Below are 21,492 nucleotides of genomic sequence, written 5' to 3'. Positions count from 1 at the left end.
GAGGCAAACCGGATGCGTCCGGCTTTTGGCCGTCATTCCGGGCTTGACCAAAGACTGCCCCGGAGTCGATCCGGGGAATCCAGGTTCATCGGAACGAGACGGCGGAAGAGCATCCGGTCGTTTGGAATGACGCGGGAAGGGGCCGCTGTTCGGAACGACACGGGGAAAGCGATTTACAGGCGCGCATCGGTCCGCATAAGAAAAAGCGGTTCGAGCTCCAGGAAATCGTCATCGAGGAGAACGGCAAGCGCTTCGCTCTGCGGTCCCCGTGTCTGGGCACGTGCAGCAGCGTCTTCAGGGCCGTGGGAGTTGCCATCCCTCCCACCATCCGGGTACTCCCCTAGACGGAAGGGAGTGTAGTGCCAAAAACTTCCAACGGGGTCGTATGTGATTGACATTACAGATATACTTTTTTGCAACGGTCAAAGATGAGCCAAGCTGCATCTTGGCCAGCCTCACATACCGGCGCACCATGGATTCACTGCCTTTAAAGCCCTGTTTAACGGCCCGGGTCCACAAGGCCTCGGCACCGGGATCAAACTCCGATTCCCTCCGGCACCTGGTAACAATACGCTTCGGTTCATGCTCTCTTCATGATGAGGGTTTACAGTGGCGTCAACCCGGTGGGGACAAGACACGGGTCGTCTTGCCGATGCGCTGCCGGAATAACCCGAAGAAGACGAGGTATCATCATGAAAGGCAAATGGATTGCGGTCATTGGAAGCGGAGCTTTGGCCATCGGTTTTGCCGTCGCCGGCGCAAGTTTCGCCGATACGGACGGTACCGAAGTCAAGAATGGCACCATCCGGATCGAAAAGCAGTCCGAGGCGGAGTTCCCCTCGATGGCCAAGATCTCGATGGATCAGGCCGTTCAGAAAGCCTTGGCCTCGGTCCAGGGCCAAATCTTGAAGACGGAACTGGAGGATGAAAACGGCTTTCTGGTGTATGGGATCAAGGTGGTGTCCGCCGACAAGTCCGTCGTGGATGTGAAGGTGGATGCCGGTACCGGGAAGGTGCTGGCCATGGAAAAGGACAAAGCGGACGACGAGGATCGCGAATCCGGCGAAGACAATGACCAGGACCGTGAGGATTAATACCCAACCGGCGCGCCCTGAACGCGGACTTGTCAAACTGGTTCAGGGCGCGCTGTTATCAACGGCGGCAATGTCGTGTTAATTTCTTAGTGCGAGGCTTACACCATGATCAATATCGAGAACCTTCGGTTAAGTATCGAAGGAAAGCAAATCCTCAAGGGCGTTGATATGCATCTGCGTCCCGGTGACACGTATGGTCTGCTGGGGCCGAACGGGGCCGGTAAGTCCACCACTATTTTTGCCCTTTTGGGCCTCCGCGTTTTCGAAAGTGGACGTATCGGCGTTCTGGGTGGCAACCCGGCGGACGACGCCGTTTCCATCCGCCGTTCGGTGGGGGTGATGCCGGAAAAGGCGGGGTTTTACGACTGGATGACCGCCCCCGACTATCTCAAATGGTACGGACGGCTCTACGATTTTGCCCCCACCGAAAAAGATGTGGCAAAAATGTTGGAAAAAGTAGGACTTGGGGCGGAAGCGCACCGCCCTATCGGGACCTATTCGCGAGGAATGAAGCAGCGCCTGGCCGTGGCACGGGCCTTAACGCCGCACCCCAAATTGCTGATTCTGGACGAGCCCACCAACGGGCTCGACCCCAAGGGCAGGCGCGAGATTCACGACCTGCTGGTGGAATTCGCCTCCGATGGAAAGGCTGGAGTGCTGTTGTGTACCCACCTGTTGGACGATGTGGACCGTTTGTGCAACCGGATCGGGATCATCGACAACGGCCGCACCCGGCTCGAAGGTTCGATTGCCGATCTGCTGGCGGAACAGGGGGGCGGTCAACAATACCGTCTGCGTCTGGAAACCGAACCGGACACCGGTAACCTTCCGGCCGGGATGACCGTATTGGGCCACGAAGGCGGCTGGTGGCGCGTTCAGGTCCAAGTCAAGCCGTCCGAAGGGCCATCCCCGCTTTGGGGTGAGCTGTGGCGGCGCGGCTGGAAAATTTTGGAAATTCGTTCCGAGGCGTCGAGTATGGAGGAGCTTTACATGAGTCATACCGGCCAGGAGCTACATCAGACGCAGGAGGTGGCATGATGAACACGACGTTGATCATTGCCCGTAAGGAAAGTGCACAGATGCTGCGCAGTCAAAGAGGTATGGTATGGTTGCTGACCTTCAGCGGCCTGCTGTCGGCGTTCAGCCTGCTCCTGGTGAGCAACACCGAGCTCAGTCTGCTCGACAACGCCCAGGTCGTCTATATGATGGCCGGAACGGTCATGGCGGCCGGAGCGCTGCTGGCGGCGATTTTGGGAAGCGACGCTTACGCCGGGGAAAAGGAGCGTGGCACTCTGGTGCCCTTGCTGTGCGCGCCCGTTGCTCCTGACGCCTTGCTGGCCGGAAAGATATTGGGCCTGCTGACCGCCTGGGGAGTCATGTTCGTGACCAGTGTCCCCTATCTTTGGGCCGTGGGCGCAAGCGGCCAGAATCTCGGCCCGGCCCTGTTCTACCTGGCGCTTTTCGGCACCCCGGTGGTGCTCGGATTCGGCTACCTGGCCATGGCGCTGTCGGCCCGAACGGGCAGCGTCATGACATCGCTGCTCACCACGGTCACCTTGCTGATGCTGTCCGCAAGTCCGCTTTTGATCGGACCGGGCCTGCGCGGCAGCGTCATCGGCCGCGCCCTGGACGCCGTCAATCCGTTCGCCGGAGCCCTCAACACCTTCGACAGCGTCATCATCGACAGTGAGCCGTTTTCAGTCCAGACGGCACGGCTGTTCCTCGTCGCCGCATGGTTGGGGCTCTGCCTGCTCGCGGCCCGGCGCAGCGCCGCCCGTCCCGATTTTCAATAAGGGGGGAATGTCATGAAAATACTGACAAATCTGTTTTCAGTGATTGCTTCGATACTGCTGTCCGCGTCTATTGCAGCGGCGGCCCTGGACCCCGTTTCTATCAACCTACGGTCCGACGAGAAAAATCCAGCGTCGCCTGTCATGGGAGACCACCTGCAATTCTGGAGCACCATCACCAACACGGGGACTTCCCCCATCGAGGGCCTGGTGGCGTGGATCAGCCTGGTTGAAATCGACCCGGGCAATGAACAACCGGTGGACCTGGAGGACTGGAGCGCGCATAAGGCCGTTACCGGGGCGAGCCTGAAACCCGGAGAGACGCTGCGCACCGACTGGCCCATGCGGCTGATCAAGGGCGGCGATTACCGGGTGGTGGTCAGCGTCACCGACCGCGGCGGCCGACAAGTATACACCGGCCCGACCATTCAGTTCCATGTCCGGCAAAAACCGGTGCTCCAGGCCGGACGGGTGCTGCCGGTGGCGGCGGGGATACCCTTGTTGTTCATCGGTCTGATAATCTTCAATAATACCAGGCGGCGTCATGGGAACGGGAGGCTTTGACATGTTTCACCAGGTTGTCGTCTGGCTGGTCGATACCGTCGGCCAATGGGGCTATCCGGGCATCGTGATGCTCATGGCCTTGGAGTCTTCGTTTTTTCCGTTTCCCAGCGAGGTGGTGATCCCGCCGGCCGCCTACCTTGCCGCAAGCGGGAAGATGAATATTGCGATGGTCATCTTTTGCGGCACATTGGGCAGCCTGCTGGGGGCTGTGTTCAACTACTGGATCGCCCTGAAGTTCGGAAGACCGTTCTTTGAAAAGTATGGGCGATACCTGCTGGTCAGCCCCAAGTCCCTGGAAAACGCCGACCGCTTTTTTGAACGTCATGGGCATATCAGCACCTTTGTCGGCCGGTTGCTTCCGGGCATCCGCCAGTATATTTCACTTCCGGCGGGGCTGGCCCGCATGAATATGTTCATTTTTTGCGCGGCCACGGCGTTGGGCGCGGGAATATGGGTGTTGGTGCTGGCCGGTTTGGGATTCTGGTTTGGCCGCAACGAGCAACTGGTGATGCAAAACCTGCGCTGGGTTACATTGATTTTGGCAACCGGTTGCAGCATCATTTGTTTTTTGTATTGGCGTAAATGGCAACGACGTACCAGACGGATTCAGAGAGTATCCGGGTAGGTAATGAGCACGCACGCCCCGCTCGAACGCATTCCGGCCAGCATTTGGGCCCTCGGCCTGGTGAGCCTGTTCATGGACATCTCGTCCGAGATGATCCACAGCCTGCTTCCCCTGTTTCTAGTCGTCACCTTGGGTGCCAGCGCATCCACCGTCGGCCTGATCGAAGGAGTGGCCGAGTCCACGGCTCTCATCGTCAAAGTCTTTTCCGGCGTACTCAGCGATTATCTGGGCAAACGCAAGGCACTGGCTGTTTTCGGCTATGCCCTGGGAGCGTTGACCAAGCCGCTGTTTGCCATCGCGCCCTCCGCCGCCGTCGTTTTCACGGCCCGCTTGCTGGATCGCGTGGGGAAAGGGATGCGGGGCGCGCCCCGCGATGCACTGGTAGCCGACCTGGCTCCATCTTCGATGCGCGGCGCGGCATTCGGCCTGCGTCAAGCCCTCGACACGGTCGGGGCGCTCCTTGGCCCGCTGCTGGCGGTCGGCCTGATGCTGCTCTGGGCCAACGACTTCCGAGCCGTGTTTTGGGTCGCTGTCATCCCGGGCATGATCGCTGTCGCTCTGCTCTTGTTCGGCGTGCGCGAACCGGACCGGCACGTCGGCGAAAAACGCACCAATCCGCTTCGCCGCGACAATCTCGGGCGATTGGGCGGAGCTTACTGGTGGGTCGTCGGCATCGGCGCGGTGTTCACCTTGGCGCGATTCAGTGAAGCCTTCCTTGTGCTCCGCGCCCAGCAGCGGGGGATTCCGGTCGCCTACGTCCCGCTGGTGATGGTCGGCATGAACTTGGTCTATTCAGAATCCGCCTATCCCTTCGGCAGGCTTTCGGATCGAATGAACCACGGCGCGTTGCTGTCGTTGGGATTGATCGTCCTGGTCGCGGCTGATCTGGTCCTAGCGACAAACGGTGATTGGCTCACCGTTGCTGTCGGGGTGTCCTTGTGGGGCCTTCATATGGGGATTACCCAGGGGTTGCTGGCGGCCATGGTTGCCGCTGCGGCGCCTGAGGATCTGCGCGGCACGGCCTTTGGTTTTTTCAACCTGGTCAGCGGCATCGCCATGTTGATTGCGAGCGCCATCGCGGGGCTGCTGTGGGACAGCTTCGGCGCCTCCTTCACCTTCTACGCGGGAGCGGTTTTCGCGGCCTTGGCGCTGATGGGGGTTGCCCTCAACGAATGGCGGCAGCGGCCATTTTCCGAAGTGCCCAGATGACAGCGCATCTGAATACGCTCCTTGCGGTCGGCGCTGTTGGCGAGCAACGTGAGCTTGACCTCCCGGGGAAACCTGGTGAACCGCCGCCGCGGCGCCCCCACGCCGCGCATTCACGGGTCGTTGCTGATGCGGCTGGCGAGCTTGATCACCAGCCCGCGCGTTGCCGTCCAACAGCCGAGATGGGCGTGGTTTCCCGCCGAAAAGACGATCTCGGGCCGCCGGCGCCGCAGATGCCGCCGCAGGGAGGGCAGCACATTTCGCAGGGTCGCGGTACGACTGCCAGAACAGCCCGGCCGCAAAGGCGTGACGGAAAGTGTGCCGCCGCGCTCAATCCAGGTCGCGGCCACGGTGACGATGTCGACATCTCAGCTTGCCTTTGCGAGATGGCGGGCGAGGCCCAGCGTGTTGTCGGCGACACCGGTCAGGGACAGGTCGTGTATGAAAAAGATGACTGAACCCATGGTCCAGCGTTCCTCCAGGGCTGAAAAAGCAGATGTTTTCGCCCCCACCGCGCGGTTGCGCCTGGGGCCCGTCGGCGCCATGACCGCCGACAGGCCGAACGAAGCGGCGCTAGCGCCGGCGGCACCGGCAGCGATCAGGAACACGAGATGCCGCGGGCGGCGAACAAGCCGCGGATCAGGGTACGCGACCACGTGGCAAGTCGGCTCGTTAGCGTGCACTGGCGGGGTGATCGCCCCGGTAGGGGCCAGGGTGATCACCCCGAAAAGTCAGCGCGACCGGTACGGCCCCGAGGAAGCGACTCACCGGCACCCGTTTCCAATTCCCACGGTGTGGTCGAGGTTAATCTTCACGCTCCTGCCCGACCTCATCGCCGGCATCGCGATGTTCTTCGCTATCCGCCTCATCCTCGTCATTATCCTGGTCGATGGCCAGTACCTCCCCCGAGCCGGCATCCACCTCTACATCCACGACGGCCCGGTCGGCATTCACCACCTCGACCTCATAAACCAGGAAACCGTTTTCCTCCTCGAGCTGCACTCCCAGGACCTGGCCCGGTACCGCGACCAGGGCTTGTTGAATGGCCTCGTCCAGTGTGACCCTTGCAAGTGAAGGAAAATCGGCTTCAGCCACTCTGACGGGAATGGTGCCATCGCGGATCACCTGGTCGTTCTCATCCGCGTAAGTCATCCCGGTGGCGGCAATACCGGCAAACAGAACACCGACGCCGATGAGCGCACACAATCTTTTCTTCATGACGATACCTCCTTCGCTGGTGCGATTGTTCCGGCAGTGAGCACCAGGACGACCATTCGTTCGGTGCCTGCCTGATGACTCCTCTATACCCCTCACCATGAAGAAAAGATGAAGCAACACGAAAAAACATTATTATTTTTCAAGGGGCAAGCGGAAGCGGGGACGAGGTTAGGTAAGTAAGTAACTTGACATTTGCATCAGCATTGGGTAACGTTTGGTCATGCCACGAGCCGCACGACTGGATACGCCGGGGATCTTGCAGCATGTGATGATTCGGGGCATCGAGCGCCGCAAGATCTTTCGTAACGATGACGACCGTAAAGACATGCTGAATCGGCTGGCCACTTTGCTGCCTGAGACCGGCACGGTCTGCTATGCTTGGGCATTTTTGGACAACCACGCCCATTTCTTGTTTCGCAGCGGACCAAGGGGAATCGCCGTTTTGATGCGACGGCTGCTGACCGGATACGTCATCGGCTTCAACCGCCGGCATCGGCGCTGCGGCCAACTATTTCAAAACCGGTACAAGTCGATCATTTGCCAGGAAGACGCCTATCTGAAACAGCTTGTAGCCTACATCCATTTGAATCCGCTCCGGGCGCGCCTGGTGAACGATCTGGCTCAACTGGCCGATTATCCCTACTGCGGCCACGCAGCGGTGCTGGGGCGCTGGCCGGTTTGTTGGCAGGATACAGAGTATGTGCTTCGCCAGTTTAGTGAAAACCTTAAGGCCGCACGACGAAAATACCAGGAGTACGTCACCCGGAATGCTGCACTGGGCCGTCAACCGGAGCTGGTCTCCGGCAGCGTTTCTCGCAAAACCAGCGGGTGGAAAGAGGTTCGGCAGGGTCAGCACAAGGGTTTGGAGCGACGGATGCGCGACAGCCGCATCCTCGGCGAACCCGGATTCGTCCATTCAGTGCTGGCCGAGGCGAGGCAATCCTTGGACCGGGGTTATTTCCTGCGCAGCCAGGGATGGGATTTTGATCGGGTTCTGGCCCGAGCCGCGTCGGTTTTCGATGTGCCGGTCACAGATGTGCTGCGCAGCGGGCGTCAGCGGCCCCGTGCGCTCGCCCGTAGTCTGGCCTGCTTCTGGGCGGTGCGAGAGCTGGGCTTGCCGTCGGCCGAGTTGGCGCGGCGTTTTGGTATGACGGCCGCTGGAGTCAATTACGCAGTCCGCCGCGGCGAAGGGCTTGCCTCTGAACGGAAGCTGGTGCTGGACGAGTAAAGTTTCTCACTTACTTAACCTCGTCCCTTTTCTTGCTTTTCTTGTGCTGCTTAATTTTATTGAATCCGCATTTGCGGGGAGGGGGTTCGCGTGGCATCCGATGCAAACATAGAAAAAGCCCTGCGCGGATTAATGGGCGATGAGCCGTTGTTGACCATTATGGCATCCGTGCTGGAGGGTTGCCGCCGGCAGCAGGGCCTCACTTTCGAGGAAGCAGCCGGGATCGCCGGGGACATGGCCCCGGAAGTGCTGCTGCTGGCCTGGGACTGGAGACTGCTGCTGCCCAGGAGAAGCAGACAGTGCGCGGAATGGGATGATCGAGTCATGCGGTTCGAGGCCGATGAATATTATGAGATGCCCAACATCGTTCGGTTCCTGCTGGATATCGCGGCGCGAAACGGCCTCTGGGATCCGGCTTCGGCGGTTGATGCCATGTACGCTCATATGGGAGAACCGGAACATGAAAAAATGCCGGCTCTGGTCCGGGAGATCTTTAAAAGCGCCGTTCATTTTCAAACTAACGGCGCCGCCATCGGCGTGGCCTGCGTGAAAACCGGGCTGGGGAAACGGACCGGCGCCATGATCGCCATACTGAAAGGCGGCGGCCTGATCAGCCCCAGGCTGCTGGGAACCGCTCCTATGGAAAAGGTCCGTTCCCCGGTTTATGAAGTGCACCCGGCGATCAGGTGGCCATAGCCAGCGAGGGAACGGGGAAAAGGGACGAGGTTAGGTATGTAAGTAACTTGGAAGGCCGGCGTGCTGGCGCGGGAGTCGGCCTGCGGCAGGGATCGAGGATGGCCGACTCCACCACCTGCCTGGTGGAATGGCCGGTGCCGAAGTCAGAAAGGGCCATGCTTTGTGGCGGACCCCCATGTACTCCAGTAACTCTGGTTGAGTGTTTCATCACCAGATCGTGCTGTCAGATGACTGTGGAGGAGGGTGGGGGAATTTTAGGCTATCAAAATCAGGCCCCAAAAGTGAAAGAGGGTTTGGCCGTTTTGGACGGCCAAACCCTCTGGGTTTTCTGGCGGGGTCGAAGGGACTTGAACCCTCGGCCTCCGGCGTGACAGGCCGGCGTTATAACCAGCTTAACTACGACCCCGCAAATCGAACCGTGGTGGGCGGAACAGGGCTCGAACCTGTGACCCCCGGCTTGTAAGGCCGATGCTCTCCCCACTGAGCTATCCGCCCGCTTACCTTATTGCAACCTACCCGGGGGTAGGTGCCCGTCTTTCGCCCTCGCGAGTGCTGGTTTTTAGCCGATCCGGGCACTCAAGTCAAGGGCTTTCTAGTCCTCCGCTTAATGCGGGTGAATCTCCTCGCCCCGGGGCTCTTCCTTCCCGAACAGGAGGGGCTTACTCTGAGGGGGAGCATCCCGGAACAAGCTCTCCGGGTCTTCCACGGCCAAGGCGTTCTTCAGGACTTCGTCCATGTGATCCACCAGTTCGATGTCAATTTCGTTCAAGATCTTCTGAGGGATGTCTTTCAAGTCCTTGGCGTTGTCCTTGGGGATCAGCACCTTCTTGATAAGGCTCCGGTGCGCGGCCAGGATCTTCTCCTTGAGGCCGCCGATGGGAAGCACGCGGCCCCGCAGGGTGATTTCGCCCGTCATGGCCACCTGGCTTCGGACGGGGATCCGCGTAAGGGCCGAAACCATGGACGTAGCCATGGTGATGCCGGCTGAAGGACCATCCTTGGGAATGGCGCCTTCCGGGACGTGAACGTGGATGTCCAGGTCCTTGGAGAAGTTCTCGTCGATTCCCAGAAACGCCGCCCGCGATCGCACGTAGCTCAACGCCGCCTGGGCGGATTCCTGCATGACTTCCCCCAGTTTCCCGGTGATGATGATCTTCCCCTTGCCGGGAAGAACCAGGGTTTCGATCCCGAGAATATCTCCGCCGAATTCCGTCCAGGCGAGGCCGGTGGCCAGGCCGACTTCGTCCTTTTCCTCGCTGCGCCCGTAACGGTACTTGGGTATGCCGAGATACTCCTGGATCCGTTCCTCGTTCAGGATGATCCGGGTTTCAGGACCCAGGCGGACCACTTCCTTCGCCACCTTGCGGCAGATGGAAGCGATTTCGCGTTCCAGGTTTCGAACGCCCGCCTCCTTGGTGTAGTGACGGATGATGTAGAGGATGTTCTCGTCGGTGAAGGTCACGTGTTCTTCACTGATCCCGTTGGCTTCACACTGCTTCTTGATCAGGAAGTTCCTTGCGATGTTCAGCTTGTCGAACTCCGTGTATCCCGACATCTGGATGATTTCCATGCGATCCTGGAGCGGAGGCGGGATCGAATGGAGCGTGTTGGCGGTGGTGATGAAAAAGACGGACGACAGGTCGTAGTCCAGATCCAGGTAGTGATCGTTGAAGGCGAAATTCTGTTCGGGGTCCAGCACTTCCAGGAGCGCCGCGGCCGGGTCGCCCCGGAAGTCCATACTCATCTTGTCGATTTCATCGAGGCAGAACACCGGATTGTTGCTTTTTGCCTTGCGGAGGCTCTGGATGATCTTGCCCGGCATGGCGCCGATGTAGGTCCGCCGGTGACCGCGGATTTCCGCTTCGTCCCGAACGCCTCCGAGCGAAAGCCGGATGAAGTTCCGGTTCATGGAACGGGCGATGGAACGGGCGAGCGAGGTTTTTCCCACGCCCGGAGGCCCCACGAAGCAAAGGATGGGCCCCTTGATCTTTTTCACCAGCGATTGCACCGCCAGGTATTCCAGGATCCGCTGCTTGGGTTTTTCCAGGCCGTAATGGTCTTCGTCCAGAATGGCCGCCGCCTGGTCGATGTCGAGCTTGTCCTTGGTCTTTTCATTCCACGGGAGCGACAGGATCCAATCGATGTAGTTGCGGACCACCGTCGCCTCGGCGCTCATAGGCGACATGAGCTTGAGCTTCTTGAGCTCGTGGCGGACCTTGGCCGCCGCTTCCTTGGAGAGCCGCTTGCGCTTGATCCGCTTCTCCAGGTCCTCCAGCTCGGACTTGAAATCGTCCTTTTCCCCCATTTCCTTCTGAATGGCCCGCATCTGCTCATTCAGGTAGTACTCGCGCTGCGTCTTCTCCATCTGTTTCTTGACGCGGCCCTTGATGCGTTCCTCGGTCTGGATGATTTCGATCTCCGAGCGGATATGACCGAAAAGCTTTTCCAGCCGCTTGGCCGGGTCGACGGTTTCGAGCAGCTTCTGCTTGGCGTCGATTTTGAGCGGCATGTAGGCGGCGATGGTGTCCGCGAGACGTGAAGGCTCCTCAATGTCGGAGACGGCGTCCAGGATTTCCTGGGTGATCTTCTTGTTGTGCTTCGAATACGACATGAAGGCCGCTTTAATGCTTCGCCGCAGGGCTTCGATTTCCACGTTGTCGGGCAGGGTTTCGTCGACGGTTTCCACCTGCACCAGAAAGGCGTCCGCGCTGGGTATGAAATTGCGAATCCGGCAGCGCTGTTCACCTTCCACCAAAACCTTCACGGTGCCGTCCGGCAGCCGAAGAAGTTGCAGGATGGTGGCGAGGGTACCCATGCGGAAGATGTCCACTTCTCTGGGGTTGTCGGTCTTCGCGTTCTTCTGTGCCGCCAGGAAGATCCTCTTGTCGGTGTTCATGGCGTTTTCCATCGCGTTGATCGACTTGTCCCTCCCCACGAACAACGGCACCACCATGGCGGGAAATACCACGATGTCCCGCAACGGAAGCAGCGGCATGATGAAGGTGTCGGGTGCGCCGAGTGCATCGTCTTTCTGTCGGATTCTCTTAAACATGATCCCCCACAGTTTTCCGTACGGTTTTCAAGCCGACTCACGTGTCTGGCTTCGGTAGAGCAGCATGGGCTGTTCGTTGCTCAGTATCACTTCCTCATTGATGACGCATTCCTGCACATCCGCCTGAGAAGGCAGATCGTACATGATGTCAAGCATCACGTTTTCCATGATGGACCGCAGCCCACGGGCCCCCGATTTCCTTCGGAGCGCCTCCCGGGCGACGGCCCTCAGGGCGCCTTCCGTGAACCGGAGTTTCACGTCTTCCAAGTCGAAAAGCTTCTTGTACTGCTTGACCAAGGCGTTTCGAGGTTCGGTGAGGATCGTGATGAGCTCTTCCTCGGTGAGTTCCCCAAGGGTCGCGATCACGGGCAGACGCCCCACGAATTCCGGAATCATCCCGAAGCGGATCAGGTCCTCGGGTTGCACCTGGCCCAGAATTTCCCCCACGTTCCGTTCGTCCTTGCCGCGGATCGTGGCGCTGAAGCCGAGTCCCTTAATGCCGGTTCTCGACCGGATGATCGTTTCCAAGTGGTTGAAGGCGCCGCCGCAGATGAACAGAATGTTCGTGGTGTCGATCTTGATGAACTCCTGCTGCGGGTGCTTGCGCCCGCCCTTGGGCGGTACGTTGGCGACGGTCCCCTCGAGAATCTTGAGGAGCGCCTGCTGAACGCCTTCCCCGGAAACGTCCCGGGTGATGGACGGGCTGTCCGATTTCTTGGCAATCTTGTCGATTTCGTCGATGTAGACGATGCCGCGGGAGGCCTTTTCAATGTCGTAATCCGCGGCCTGGATCAGGTTAACCAGAATGTTTTCGACGTCTTCCCCCACGTAGCCGGCTTCGGTCAACGTGGTGGCGTCGGCGATGGTGAACGGGACGTTCAGGATCCTCGCCAGGGTCTGGGCAAGGAGGGTCTTTCCGGAACCCGTGGGCCCGATCATGAGGATGTTGCTTTTCTGCAACTCCACGTCGTCCTTCTTGTCGGGCTTCAACTCGATCCGCTTGTAGTGGTTGTGCACGGCCACCGAAAGGATCTTTTTCGCCCTTTCCTGGCCGATCACATACTGATCCAGCGCGTCCTTGATTTCAGACGGTTTGGGAATATGGGTCGCTCGCGAGGCCTCGTCCCGTTCGTATTCCTCTGCGATGATGTCGTTGCACAATTCAACACACTCGTCGCAAATGTAGACGGTTGGGCCAGCGATCAGCTTCTTCACCTCGTCCTGGCTCTTTCCGCAGAAAGAGCACCGGAGCTCCCCGCCTCTCTCGTCACGTCTCTTAGCCATCCCATTCCTCCTGGGGTCTTCATCGATCAATGCCGAGGCGCCTGAGGTCCACCCGCTGCAGCGGCAGAAGACCCGGTTCCTGTCGCCTTCGCCTCGACTATGGCATTACCTTGACTGCTACTAATCATAACGATTGAATCGGCTCGATTCAACGGCCGCATGAGCAATTCCATCGCCTCCGCCTTCCGGCACAATGCCGCGGAAGGCTTGCCGGGACGGCACAACTCCAACCGCCCGCTGCGATTCCGCGACGGGCGCCGCCAAGGATTCCTGCCTTGTGGGCATTTGCTTCTTATTCTAGTGCAAATTGCGCGGTTTGGCAAAGCAAGAAACGCGCCACGGGCCCCACGGACTGCGGGCACCGCCTGCGGCACCCAAGTCGCCCAAATGGAAAGGGGAAGAGGCTCTCAACGTGCCGCTTCCCCCTGAAACCCGGCCGATCAATGCCCCATACGGCCGATGCGCCCCTAGCGGTCCTTCTTTCCCGCATCCTGTCGCTGTGAAATCACTTCGTCCACCAAGCCGTAGTCGCAGGCCTGTACCCCGGACATGTAGAAGTCCCGATCGGTGTCTCTTTGGATCTGCTCGATGGGCTTTCCGGTGTGCCGGACCAGGATCTCGTTGAGTTCCTCGCGCAGTCTCAGAATTTCCCGGGCCTGAATGTCCACGTCGGTGGCTTGGCCCTGAAATCCGCCCATGGGCTGATGCAGCATGATGCGGGCGTGGGGGAGGGCGAAGCGCTTCCCCTTGACCCCCGCCGCCAGAAGCACCGCCGCCATACTCGCCGCCTGGCCCATGCACAGCGTCGAAACGTCCGGCTTGATGTACTGCATGGTGTCATAGATGGCGAGTCCCGCCGTCACCAGGCCGCCGGGGGAGTTGATATAAAAGTGGATGTCCTTGTCGGGGTCTTCGGATTCGAGGAAAAGCATCTGTGCAATGATCACGTTGGCCACGTCGTCGGTGACCGCTGTTCCCAAGAAAATGATCCGATCCCGCAAGAGCCTGGAATAAATGTCGAAAGCACGTTCTCCACGGCTGCTCTGTTCGATCACGATGGGTATGAGAGACATTGATCACTCCTCGTTCTGTTCCGAGCCGCCTTCGGCGGGTTCGATGAAGACGGCCGATGCTTCCAGGAACTCCATGACCTTTTCATGGAGCTTGCTTTCCTTCATCTGTTCGATCACGGGGGTTTCCGCGTAAGCGTCACGCACCTTTTCCACGGTGGTTCGCATCACTCGGGCTACCTCGGCGTAGATCGCCTCCAGTTCGTCTTCGTCAAGTTCGATGCCTTCCTGGGCGGCGATGCGGTTGGCGATGAGACGCCAGCGCAGGTTCCGCTCGGCTTGGGGCCTGTATTCCGCCCGCACCTCGGGGGCCTTGAAGGCCTCCGGGTCGATGTTCAGCCCCTGTCTTTGAAACTGGCTCACAAACTGCTCGACAAGAAAGTCCACTTCCCGGTCGATCACCTTGGGAGAAAGATCGAACGACGCACGCTTGACCAGCTCTTCCATGATCCTTCCCCGGGTTTCCGCCCGGAGCCCCTTTTCCGCGATTTCGGCCAGCCGGCTTCGAGTGGCTTCCTTCAATTCCTCCAGCGTTTCATAATCTCCTACTTCTTTGGCTAAATCGTCATCCAGATCCGGGAGAATCTTCGCCTTCACCTCTTTGACCGTCACTTCGAAGCGGACACGCTTGCCGGCGATTTCCTTGGTGGGTGCATCCGCGGGATAGTCGATTTCGAAAGAAAAGGACTCGCCCTCCCGGCGGCCTAGAAGGCTTTCGTCGAACGCGGCATGGAGCTGCTTCAGACCCACCTCCAACATATAATCATCGGCCTTGCCTCTTTCAAAGACCGCGTCGTCGACCCAGGGCGTGAAATCCACCACCACCACATCGCCTTCCCGGATCGGCCGGTCCTCTTCCAGGCTCTGGAGCTGGGCGTGCCGCTGGCGCAGCTCCTGCAATTCCTCGAGAACCTGCTCGTCGGTCACAGCCGCCGCCCGTTTTTCGATCTTCAGCCCCTTGTACTCGGGCAACTCGAAGGGCGGGCTCACTTCCACGATCGCGGCATAGGTGAAGGTGCCTTCGTCAGCGAAGTGTATTTCTTCGATATCGGCTTCCACCAAGGGCTTGATGGCCGCTTCCTGAATCGCCTTGGGGTAGGTTTCCTGGATGACCTGGCTGGAAACTTCACTTTCAACATTCTTGCCGTAATAGGATTGGAGGATCTTTCGAGGCACCTTCCCGGGGCGGAAGCCCTTGATGCGAACGTTCTTGGCCAGATCGCGATAGCGCTTGTCCAGTTCCTGCTTCATCCGGTTCGCGGGAACCTCGATCTCGAGCCTCTTTTGAGTCGAACTCAGGTCGGTAACGGAAACCTTCATTTCCACGCCAAGACCTTTCTTTGCTGAAGTGAATACGATTGAAAATCCCCTTTCGGCCGACTTTCCCGTAAAGTCGGCCCTGCCTCGGTGGCTTCCGGCCCCTTCGAGGGCCGCTGCGGGAGCGCCTGGTGCGAGAGGCGGGAGTCGAACCCGCAAGCCCGGAGGCGCTGGATCCTAAGTCCAGTGCGTCTGCCTATTCCGCCACTCTCGCACGAAGCTCCGATCCGAAGCAAATGATTTCTAATCGCACGGTCAAAGGAGTGTCAAGGGAAAAGCTTTAGATTTCCAAGGCGTTGCCGACCGCTTCCCGGACGGGCGGATGCCGGTGTGCCAGCCTGAGGCGGCAGCGCGGACCCCCCTGATCCCGAGGTTCGCCGCACCGCCCGATGGCGGACTCGGCGGTCGGGAATTGCCGCCTTCGCCTACCTCCGCCTGCTCTTTCCTTTCTTTATCCGCAGAAACTGGGATCTGGTAATCCACGGCGAGCCTTGCTATGATATTTTCAAATGGTTCGTAGGGAACATCATCCATGCGGACGGCTCACCGGATCCAGTTTGTGTCACCAGAAAAGGAGGTTCGGCATGGCGGTGTATCGTCGAAAGGAAGACAGTAACGTGTGGCACTGGTGCACCAACTGTTCCCAGTATCCCAGCGGAAGCAACATTATCACGCGCCACACTCAACCGGAATACGGGGAACGCTGCCGCGAATGTCAGATGAAGGAACAGTCGGGCGACTGCAAGTCGGATTCCTTTTTCTCCGTCCGCAAATGAGCAGGCGGTGAAGCGGGGCCGCAGCCTGTGCGATGCCGCCCAGAGGCCACCGGGGAGTTGCTTTGTCAGCGGACGTCGTCGATCTCTTTGCAGCGGATCGATCCTCCGATGTTCCGGCTCCCCGGCGTTTCCCTGCATTCCACCCGCCCAACGTCTCCATGGACGCTCTGTTGCGACCAGGAATTGACGGCGGTGCTCCAGCCGCTTCCGGTCAGCTCCTTTCGAAGGACCCCAGAGGAGACACGCTTCAGCCTGCCGGCGCAGACCTATGGCTAACAATCTGAAATATCTTGACTAAGATGGCCCGAATCGGTTGACAGCGCTGAGACCCTCGTCTAGAAAAAACGTACCGTATCTACACGGCGAGGAATCGGAAACCCAGGCGGCGAGGATGGGACATGGAGACGTGGCTCTTTTTCGGTATTGGGCTTTGCGGAATGTATATCCTGACTCGGCGAACATCCGGGCCGCGAAAGGCCAAAGCCTCCAAGAGGTCCTCGGCGGCCGCAAAAGGCGGCAAGGGCGCGGCCGAGCCGGCACCGAAGACCACCCCCGCCTCAACTCCCGCCGCAAATGCTGAGGGTCTTCTCGCGGAAGTTCAAGGCACCGCCGCCTGCGAACCGGTTCAAGCTCCGCCCGCCTCCGGTTCGGCTTCCATCGCCGCAGCGGGGGGCGAGGGCACCGCGGAGGATCCAAGGCACAGGGCCGTCGCCCTGGTGGGAGAACTCATCCGCGGCCATGTCCCGCCTGGAACCACCGTGGTTCCCCGGGAAACCAAAAACTACACGAGCATCGTCCTGGACGGCGATCCCAGAAAATGGCTCTGCCGCTTTTACCTCAACTTCAAGTCCACCCGGTACCTGGAACTTCCGGGAAAGAGAAAACAAAGAATCGAAAATGTGGAGGAGGTGCTCGCCCACAGAGAAACCCTGGCGGAAATCGCCAGGGAGCGTGCGCAGCTGGAGTGAGTCCAAACTCTGTGGCCAGGAGCCCGTCCGAGAACGCCCTCCCTTGAGAGAGAGGGCTGGGGGTGGGCCCTTAATACAGAAACATGGGCTTTCCCATCACGTGCCGCACCTTGGGCCGGTACTGGTTGACGTCGTAAAGCTCGTGGATATCCACCCGCTTCTGGCCGGCGGTGATGATGCTGATGGGCATATCGGTATAAGTGCCCTTGCTGAGCGAAACCATCCGGCCGAAGTTTTTTCTGAGCGCCAGATCGATGGCGATGTTGGCGAAGTTGACCGCCACCATGAGGTCCAGCGAATCGGGAGCGCCGCTTCGCATCAGATACGACAGCTGCTGGTATATGATGCCCTCGCCCGTGATCTTCTTCAGGATCTCGCCGGTCAGCATGCCGATTCCGCCGAGTTTGCGATGGCCGTAGGCGTCAGTGTCTCCGTACTCCAGGACCGAGCCTCCCACCATGGTCGCGCCTTCGCTTATGGTCATCATGGCGTAATTGCTAGGATTTCTTCGCTTGTCGTCCATGATCAGCTCGCCCAGCCGATGAGGATCGAAGGGCACCTCGCTGATGATGGCACGGTCCACCGCCGCGAGATAGGCGCTGATCAGACTTGTTTCGCCGCAGTTTCGCCCGAAAAGTTCAACGACGGCGATCCGTTCGTGCGAACCCGTCGACGTCCGAAGGGCGTGAATGAAATTGACACTTCGTGTGATCGCCGTCGAAAACCCGATGCAGTAGTCGGTTCCGAAGACGTCGTTGTCCATGGTCTTCGGGATGGCGAGAACCGCAAACCCTTCCATGTGGAGGCGCGCGGCGTAACTCAGGGTGTCGTCCCCGCCGATGGCGATCAGGAGCGATACGCCGAGCTTTTCAAGGTTTTGAAGGATGTGGCCGGTAAAGTCCTTCTTTCCCTCGGGATTGTCGTAGTGGGATTTCAGGAAGTCGGGGCATTCCTTGAAGCGAACGGCCGCCGGGTTGGTGCGGGACGTGTGCAGGTAGGTACCGCCCGATCGGTCGATGGTGCGAACGGTATTTTTTTCCAGCCATTGGAAGCAGCGGCCGAACGTCTCGGGATCGGCGCCGTCGTAGTCCAGGAGTCCGGCCCAGCCGCGGCGTATGCCCAGGACTTGGTAGCCTTCATCCACGCATCGATATACCAGGGCCTTGATGCACGGATTCAGGCCGGGCACGTCTCCACCTCCCGTCAAGATGCCAACGATGGTCGGTCCGCGTTCAGCGAGGGACATGGTTCTTCCTCCATTTGGTGCGCTCAGGGGGTTCCGTGACAGCTGCAGCCGTCGATTTTACATACTAGCCAAACCGCACGAGAAACCGCAAGATAAGAGATGAACGTTCTCGGGATCCGGTAACGGAAACAACGGGATCAAAGGCTTGCACGCGAAGCTGTTTTCTTTCTTCCTATTTTAAAGAAAGGCGGTCTATGGATGCAAGTACAATGGATTTCTGGCAGCGTCATTCAATTGAATTCCTGGAGATGGCCTTCCGCACCGACAAGCGGGAGGTACCGTTGAAACCCGACGGCCGCGGCCGAAAAACGGGGGCATGCGGCGACACGGTGGAAATCTTTCTCGTACTCGACAACGATACCATCCGGAGCGCCTCCTTCGAAACCGACGGCTGCCTGCATACCGTCGCCAGCGCCAATACGGTGATCCATCTGGTTGAAGGAAGAACGCTGGATGAGGCATGGGAGGTCACGCCCGGTGACGTCATCGGGTTTCTCAAAACGCTGCCGAAGAGCCAACACCACTGCGCCGAACTGGCGGTGGGCGCCTTGTACCTGGCGCTTGCCGATGCGCGGGAATCGCGGAAAAACCCGCTCAAGCGTATCTACGGCTCACGGTGAACGTCTTCAGGCCGAGGCTTCATCACCTTCCGCCCCCCGGGTCCGGGCTTCCAGTTAAAGAGCAGGAAACTCAGGAACTCCGAAACGTTTTTCGCCTGGTCCATAAGCCGCCGCCGCGGCGGAAGGCCCGAGTCGCGCGAGCTGCGAAGCACGGCTTCGATTTCCTTGCGGAAGGCGGTTGTGTCGGGGGTCGGAGTCATGGGGCCCTACAATAGCGAGGACGGGTCACTCGTCGTTTGGAGCCTCGACGCACATTTCACCCAATCGCCACCGCCTTTCTTCTTCGAGCCGCTGGCGTACCCACACCATGACCTTATCGAATTCCTCTTGAAGTTCTTTCAAGGCCTTTCCACGATGGCTGACCGAAAATTTCTCTTCCGGCGTCATCTCGGCAAAAGTCTTTTTCAAGGGCGGGTAATAAAAGAGAGGATCATAGCCGAACCCGCCGTCGCCTCGGGGGGCCTCCAGGATGATCCCTTCGCAGGCGGCTTCGTAGGTCAGGGCGTAACCCATCGGGACCGCGAGGGAAAGCACGCAGACAAAGCGGGCTTTACGGTCGTTTCGGCCCCGCAGCGCTTCCAGGAGCTTCGCGTTGTTTTCCGAGTCCGTGGCGCCGGGACCCGCGTACCGGGAGGAATAGACCCCTGGGGCGCCGCCGAGCGCCTCCACTTCCAGCCCCGAATCGTCGGCCAGCGCGGGAACCCCCAGGACCTTGGCCGTGAAGTGGGCCTTCTTGTAAGCGTTGTCGTCGAAGGTATCGCCGTCTTCCTCCACTTCCGGAATCGGGCCGAAGTCGTTCAGATCCTTGATGTCCACAGGGCATCCATTGAGGGCGTTCCTGATTTCCCTGGACTTGCCTTTATTTCGCGTCGCCACTACCAGAATGATCCGCTCCATCTGAAGCCTCTCCAAAGCCGTTTCAACCGCTTGAGTGGACAAAGCATCGCGGCCGCCGCGCCGTGACGGCAACGACCGCCATGACATCTTGGCGGCTCAACGGAAAAAGGTCAAGCCGGTGATTCGGATTTCCCCTTTTCCGCGGTCTCCTCTGTGACGGGCTTGCGCCCGAAAAAGTGGGCGATCCAGACACTCATCTCGTAGAGAATCAGAAGCGGCAGGGCCATGAGCATTTGCGTGAACACGTCCGGCGGGGTAAGGATGGCCGCTACGATGAAGATCAGCAAAATGGCATACTTACGCTGCCTGCGTAGAAACGTCGAACTGATCAACCCCAGTTTGGCCAGAAAGAACGTGACCAGGGGGAGCTCAAAAACCAGGCCGAAGGCGATGAGCAGGCGTACGGCAAAGGAAAGGAATTCCTTCGTGCTGATCATGGGAGCGATATAGTCGTTGGCGAAGGACGCGAAAAACTGAAAACCGTAGGGAAAGACGATGAAATAGCCGAAAAGCGCTCCTCCGAGAAAAAAAAACGAAGAAAGAAAAACGATCGGGTACATGTAGCGCTTTTCGTTTTCGTAGAGACCGGGGGCGATAAAGCGCCAGAACTGGAAAAGGATTACTGGAACAGCCAGGCCGACCCCGGCCAGGAAGGATACCTTGAGGTACGTGAGAAAGGCCTCGTGAGGAGCCGTATAGATCAACGTCTGGCCCTGGTCTTCGGGCAACGCCTCGATGAGAGGGCGGATCAGCACTTCGAAGATCTTTTCTTTGAAGAAATAGGAGATCAGGAAGCCGATTCCCACGGCCACGGCGCAGATGATCAACCGGTGGCGGAGTTCTTCCAGGTGCTGGGTGAAGGGCATCTTGCCCGCGTCGGAACTCATTGCTTCTCCGCAGGGGGGTCTGAAGCCGGGGGTTCTTCGATCGTCTCGTCGGATCTTTCCGCGACGGTGGCTCCGGGCGACCGCTGCGGAGTCGGGGTCGCCCCCGGGGTTTGCGCCGTTCCTTCGCCGCTCGGTTCGCGAGGCGGCGAGGCGGCGGCCTTGCCGGTTTTTTCAAAGCCTTTGTCACGGGTCCCCTGTTCGAGCAGGAGTTGACTCTGAGCGCTATGAAATTCCTTCTTGATTTCCCGGACTGTTTCGTCCTGTTCGAAGGTTTCTTTGAGGTCGCCGGTCGCTTTTCGAAATTCGGCGAGGCCGCGCCCCAGGGCGCGGGCGAGGTCGGGCAGCTTGCCCGGTCCCACGACGATGAGCGCAACGGCAAAGATGAGGATCAATTCCGGAAAGCCGATGCCGAACATGGCCTTTCGACTCCTTGTGAGGTTGTCCGGGTGTTTTGTAGAGCCGCCGGGCGGTGTCTCGCCGGACCGGGACTTCTCTGTGAACTCCCGGATGATGCGTCCCGGGCCTTCGCCCGGCTCCCTTATTATTTCACGGCGTAGCTGTGAAGTCCGCTCAAAAGGAAGTTTACGCCGAAATACGTGAACAGAACCGATGCAAACCCCAGCATGGAAAGCCACGCCACCTTTCTGCCACGCCATCTTCGGACGGCCCTCACGTGAAGCACCGCCGCATAGATGAGCCACGTGATGAGCGACCACGTTTCCTTCGGGTCCCAACTCCAGTAGGAACCCCAAGCCGAGTTCGCCCAGACCGATCCCGTGAGGATTCCCACGGAAAGCCAGAGAAACCCGAAAAGGATCATTTGATAGTTCAGTTCGTCCAGCTGCCGGGATGTCGGAAACATTCCGAGAACGCCGGATGAGCCGTGTCCGGGATTGTCTTTCTTTTTCAAAAGATACACCACGCTGATCCCGAGCGAAACGGCGAAGGCCGCGT

General features: G+C 59.3%; 23 protein-coding genes and 3 tRNA genes (1 of these 26 only partly in view). 11 read left to right on the top strand and 15 right to left on the bottom strand.

From position 1 onward, the window contains the following. Positions 1 to 692 precede the first annotated feature (692 nt). The 6 genes from FDQ92_RS14825 to FDQ92_RS14800 all read left to right on the top strand — a co-directional run bounded on the left by FDQ92_RS14825 (position 693) and on the right by FDQ92_RS14800 (position 5,282). Positions 693 to 1,094 (top strand): PepSY domain-containing protein, encoded by a 402-nt coding sequence (locus FDQ92_RS14825; RefSeq protein ID WP_170180399.1) that lies wholly within the window; start codon positions 693 to 695, stop codon positions 1,092 to 1,094. 105 nt (positions 1,095 to 1,199) lie between these two features. After that, positions 1,200 to 2,132, top strand: coding sequence for an ABC transporter ATP-binding protein (locus FDQ92_RS14820; RefSeq protein ID WP_137425608.1), 933 nt, complete (start codon positions 1,200 to 1,202; stop codon positions 2,130 to 2,132). Further along, entirely contained in the window at positions 2,129 to 2,887 is a 759-nt protein-coding gene (locus FDQ92_RS14815; protein ID WP_211341305.1) for an ABC transporter permease, read from the top strand. The genes FDQ92_RS14820 and FDQ92_RS14815 overlap by 4 nt, the downstream gene beginning before the upstream one ends. A 12-nt stretch (positions 2,888 to 2,899) precedes the next feature. Further along, positions 2,900 to 3,448, top strand: a complete 549-nt coding sequence (locus FDQ92_RS14810) for a hypothetical protein (RefSeq protein ID WP_137425607.1) — start codon at positions 2,900 to 2,902, stop codon at positions 3,446 to 3,448. Between the two features lies 1 nt (position 3,449). Continuing rightward, on the top strand, positions 3,450 to 4,073 hold the full coding sequence (locus tag FDQ92_RS14805; protein ID WP_137425606.1) for a DedA family protein: 624 nt from the start codon (positions 3,450 to 3,452) through the stop codon (positions 4,071 to 4,073). A 3-nt stretch (positions 4,074 to 4,076) separates the two neighbouring features. Beyond that, the gene (locus FDQ92_RS14800) at positions 4,077 to 5,282 is read left to right on the top strand and encodes an MFS transporter (protein WP_137425605.1); all 1,206 of its coding nucleotides are present in this window, start codon (positions 4,077 to 4,079) and stop codon (positions 5,280 to 5,282) included. Between the two features lie 365 nt (positions 5,283 to 5,647). On the opposite strand, the gene FDQ92_RS14795 is transcribed toward FDQ92_RS14800, so the two are convergent. After that, positions 5,648 to 5,935 (bottom strand): hypothetical protein, encoded by a 288-nt coding sequence (locus FDQ92_RS14795; RefSeq protein WP_137425604.1) that lies wholly within the window; start codon positions 5,933 to 5,935, stop codon positions 5,648 to 5,650. A gap of 148 nt (positions 5,936 to 6,083) precedes the next feature. Further along, positions 6,084 to 6,497, bottom strand: a complete 414-nt coding sequence (locus FDQ92_RS14790; protein WP_170180398.1) for a PepSY domain-containing protein — start codon at positions 6,495 to 6,497, stop codon at positions 6,084 to 6,086. Between the two features lie 220 nt (positions 6,498 to 6,717). Between FDQ92_RS14790 and FDQ92_RS14785 the strand changes: the two genes are divergently transcribed. Then, the gene (locus tag FDQ92_RS14785; RefSeq protein WP_137425602.1) at positions 6,718 to 7,725 is read left to right on the top strand and encodes a transposase; all 1,008 of its coding nucleotides are present in this window, start codon (positions 6,718 to 6,720) and stop codon (positions 7,723 to 7,725) included. A gap of 90 nt (positions 7,726 to 7,815) precedes the next feature. Beyond that, a complete protein-coding gene (locus FDQ92_RS14780) occupies positions 7,816 to 8,421 on the top strand; it encodes a hypothetical protein (RefSeq protein ID WP_137425601.1) in 606 nt (201 codons plus the stop codon). A 329-nt stretch (positions 8,422 to 8,750) separates the two neighbouring features. Here FDQ92_RS14780 and FDQ92_RS14775 read toward each other — a convergent pair. The 7 genes from FDQ92_RS14775 to FDQ92_RS14745 form a co-directional block, all read right to left on the bottom strand. Then, positions 8,751 to 8,827, bottom strand: a tRNA-Asp gene (locus FDQ92_RS14775). Between the two features lie 13 nt (positions 8,828 to 8,840). Next, positions 8,841 to 8,916 (bottom strand) — tRNA-Val (locus FDQ92_RS14770). Positions 8,917 to 9,025: 109 nt separating this feature from the next. Continuing rightward, a complete protein-coding gene (gene lon / locus FDQ92_RS14765; protein ID WP_137425600.1) occupies positions 9,026 to 11,473 on the bottom strand; it encodes an endopeptidase La in 2,448 nt (815 codons plus the stop codon). A gap of 27 nt (positions 11,474 to 11,500) precedes the next feature. Further along, positions 11,501 to 12,757: an ATP-dependent Clp protease ATP-binding subunit ClpX gene (gene clpX / locus FDQ92_RS14760; RefSeq protein WP_137425599.1), complete on the bottom strand. Its 1,257-nt coding sequence runs from the start codon at positions 12,755 to 12,757 to the stop codon at positions 11,501 to 11,503. A gap of 467 nt (positions 12,758 to 13,224) precedes the next feature. Beyond that, complete coding sequence (gene clpP / locus FDQ92_RS14755) at positions 13,225 to 13,830, bottom strand: ATP-dependent Clp endopeptidase proteolytic subunit ClpP (protein ID WP_137425598.1); 606 nt, start codon at positions 13,828 to 13,830, stop codon at positions 13,225 to 13,227. A gap of 3 nt (positions 13,831 to 13,833) precedes the next feature. Continuing rightward, a complete protein-coding gene (gene tig, locus FDQ92_RS14750) occupies positions 13,834 to 15,147 on the bottom strand; it encodes a trigger factor (protein ID WP_246042007.1) in 1,314 nt (437 codons plus the stop codon). A gap of 126 nt (positions 15,148 to 15,273) precedes the next feature. After that, positions 15,274 to 15,358 (bottom strand) — tRNA-Leu (locus FDQ92_RS14745). A gap of 370 nt (positions 15,359 to 15,728) precedes the next feature. Here FDQ92_RS14745 and FDQ92_RS14740 point away from each other — a divergent pair. Further along, a complete protein-coding gene (locus FDQ92_RS14740; protein WP_137425596.1) occupies positions 15,729 to 15,920 on the top strand; it encodes a hypothetical protein in 192 nt (63 codons plus the stop codon). A 398-nt stretch (positions 15,921 to 16,318) separates the two neighbouring features. Next, on the top strand, positions 16,319 to 16,888 hold the full coding sequence (locus FDQ92_RS14735) for a hypothetical protein (protein WP_137425595.1): 570 nt from the start codon (positions 16,319 to 16,321) through the stop codon (positions 16,886 to 16,888). Between the two features lie 70 nt (positions 16,889 to 16,958). On the opposite strand, the gene FDQ92_RS14730 is transcribed toward FDQ92_RS14735, so the two are convergent. Continuing rightward, positions 16,959 to 18,134 carry a 6-phosphofructokinase gene (locus FDQ92_RS14730; RefSeq protein ID WP_137425594.1) on the bottom strand — a complete coding sequence of 392 codons (1,176 nt, stop codon included), beginning with the start codon at positions 18,132 to 18,134 and terminating at the stop codon, positions 16,959 to 16,961. Between the two features lie 194 nt (positions 18,135 to 18,328). Here FDQ92_RS14730 and FDQ92_RS14725 point away from each other — a divergent pair, with 194 nt between their 5' ends. After that, positions 18,329 to 18,754, top strand: a complete 426-nt coding sequence (locus FDQ92_RS14725; RefSeq protein ID WP_137425593.1) for an iron-sulfur cluster assembly scaffold protein — start codon at positions 18,329 to 18,331, stop codon at positions 18,752 to 18,754. On the opposite strand, the gene FDQ92_RS14720 is transcribed toward FDQ92_RS14725, so the two are convergent. From FDQ92_RS14720 to ccsB, 5 genes are all read right to left on the bottom strand, one after another. Continuing rightward, positions 18,739 to 18,954, bottom strand: coding sequence for a hypothetical protein (locus FDQ92_RS14720; protein WP_137425592.1), 216 nt, complete (start codon positions 18,952 to 18,954; stop codon positions 18,739 to 18,741). The genes FDQ92_RS14725 and FDQ92_RS14720 overlap by 16 nt on opposite strands. Positions 18,955 to 18,979: 25 nt before the next feature. Further along, positions 18,980 to 19,651, bottom strand: coding sequence for an XTP/dITP diphosphatase (locus tag FDQ92_RS14715; protein ID WP_137425591.1), 672 nt, complete (start codon positions 19,649 to 19,651; stop codon positions 18,980 to 18,982). Positions 19,652 to 19,761: 110 nt separating this feature from the next. After that, positions 19,762 to 20,538, bottom strand: a complete 777-nt coding sequence (tatC, locus tag FDQ92_RS14710) for a twin-arginine translocase subunit TatC (RefSeq protein WP_137425590.1) — start codon at positions 20,536 to 20,538, stop codon at positions 19,762 to 19,764. After that, positions 20,535 to 20,954, bottom strand: a complete 420-nt coding sequence (gene tatB / locus FDQ92_RS14705) for a Sec-independent protein translocase protein TatB (protein WP_137425589.1) — start codon at positions 20,952 to 20,954, stop codon at positions 20,535 to 20,537. Before tatB ends, tatC begins: the two co-directional genes overlap by 4 nt. Positions 20,955 to 21,079: 125 nt before the next feature. Further along, on the bottom strand, positions 21,080 to 21,492 hold the 3' portion of the coding sequence (gene ccsB, locus FDQ92_RS14700; RefSeq protein ID WP_137425588.1) for a c-type cytochrome biogenesis protein CcsB. It continues 436 nt past the right edge of the window; only the last 413 of its 849 coding nucleotides appear in the window; its start codon lies off the right edge, out of view; the stop codon is at positions 21,080 to 21,082.

The organism is Desulfoglaeba alkanexedens ALDC (assembly GCF_005377625.1).
Lineage (GTDB): Bacteria > Desulfobacterota > Syntrophobacteria > Syntrophobacterales > DSM-9756 > Desulfoglaeba > Desulfoglaeba alkanexedens.
The sequence above is the reverse complement of the archived record's forward strand: the minus strand, read 5'-3'. Positions and strand labels throughout refer to the sequence as shown.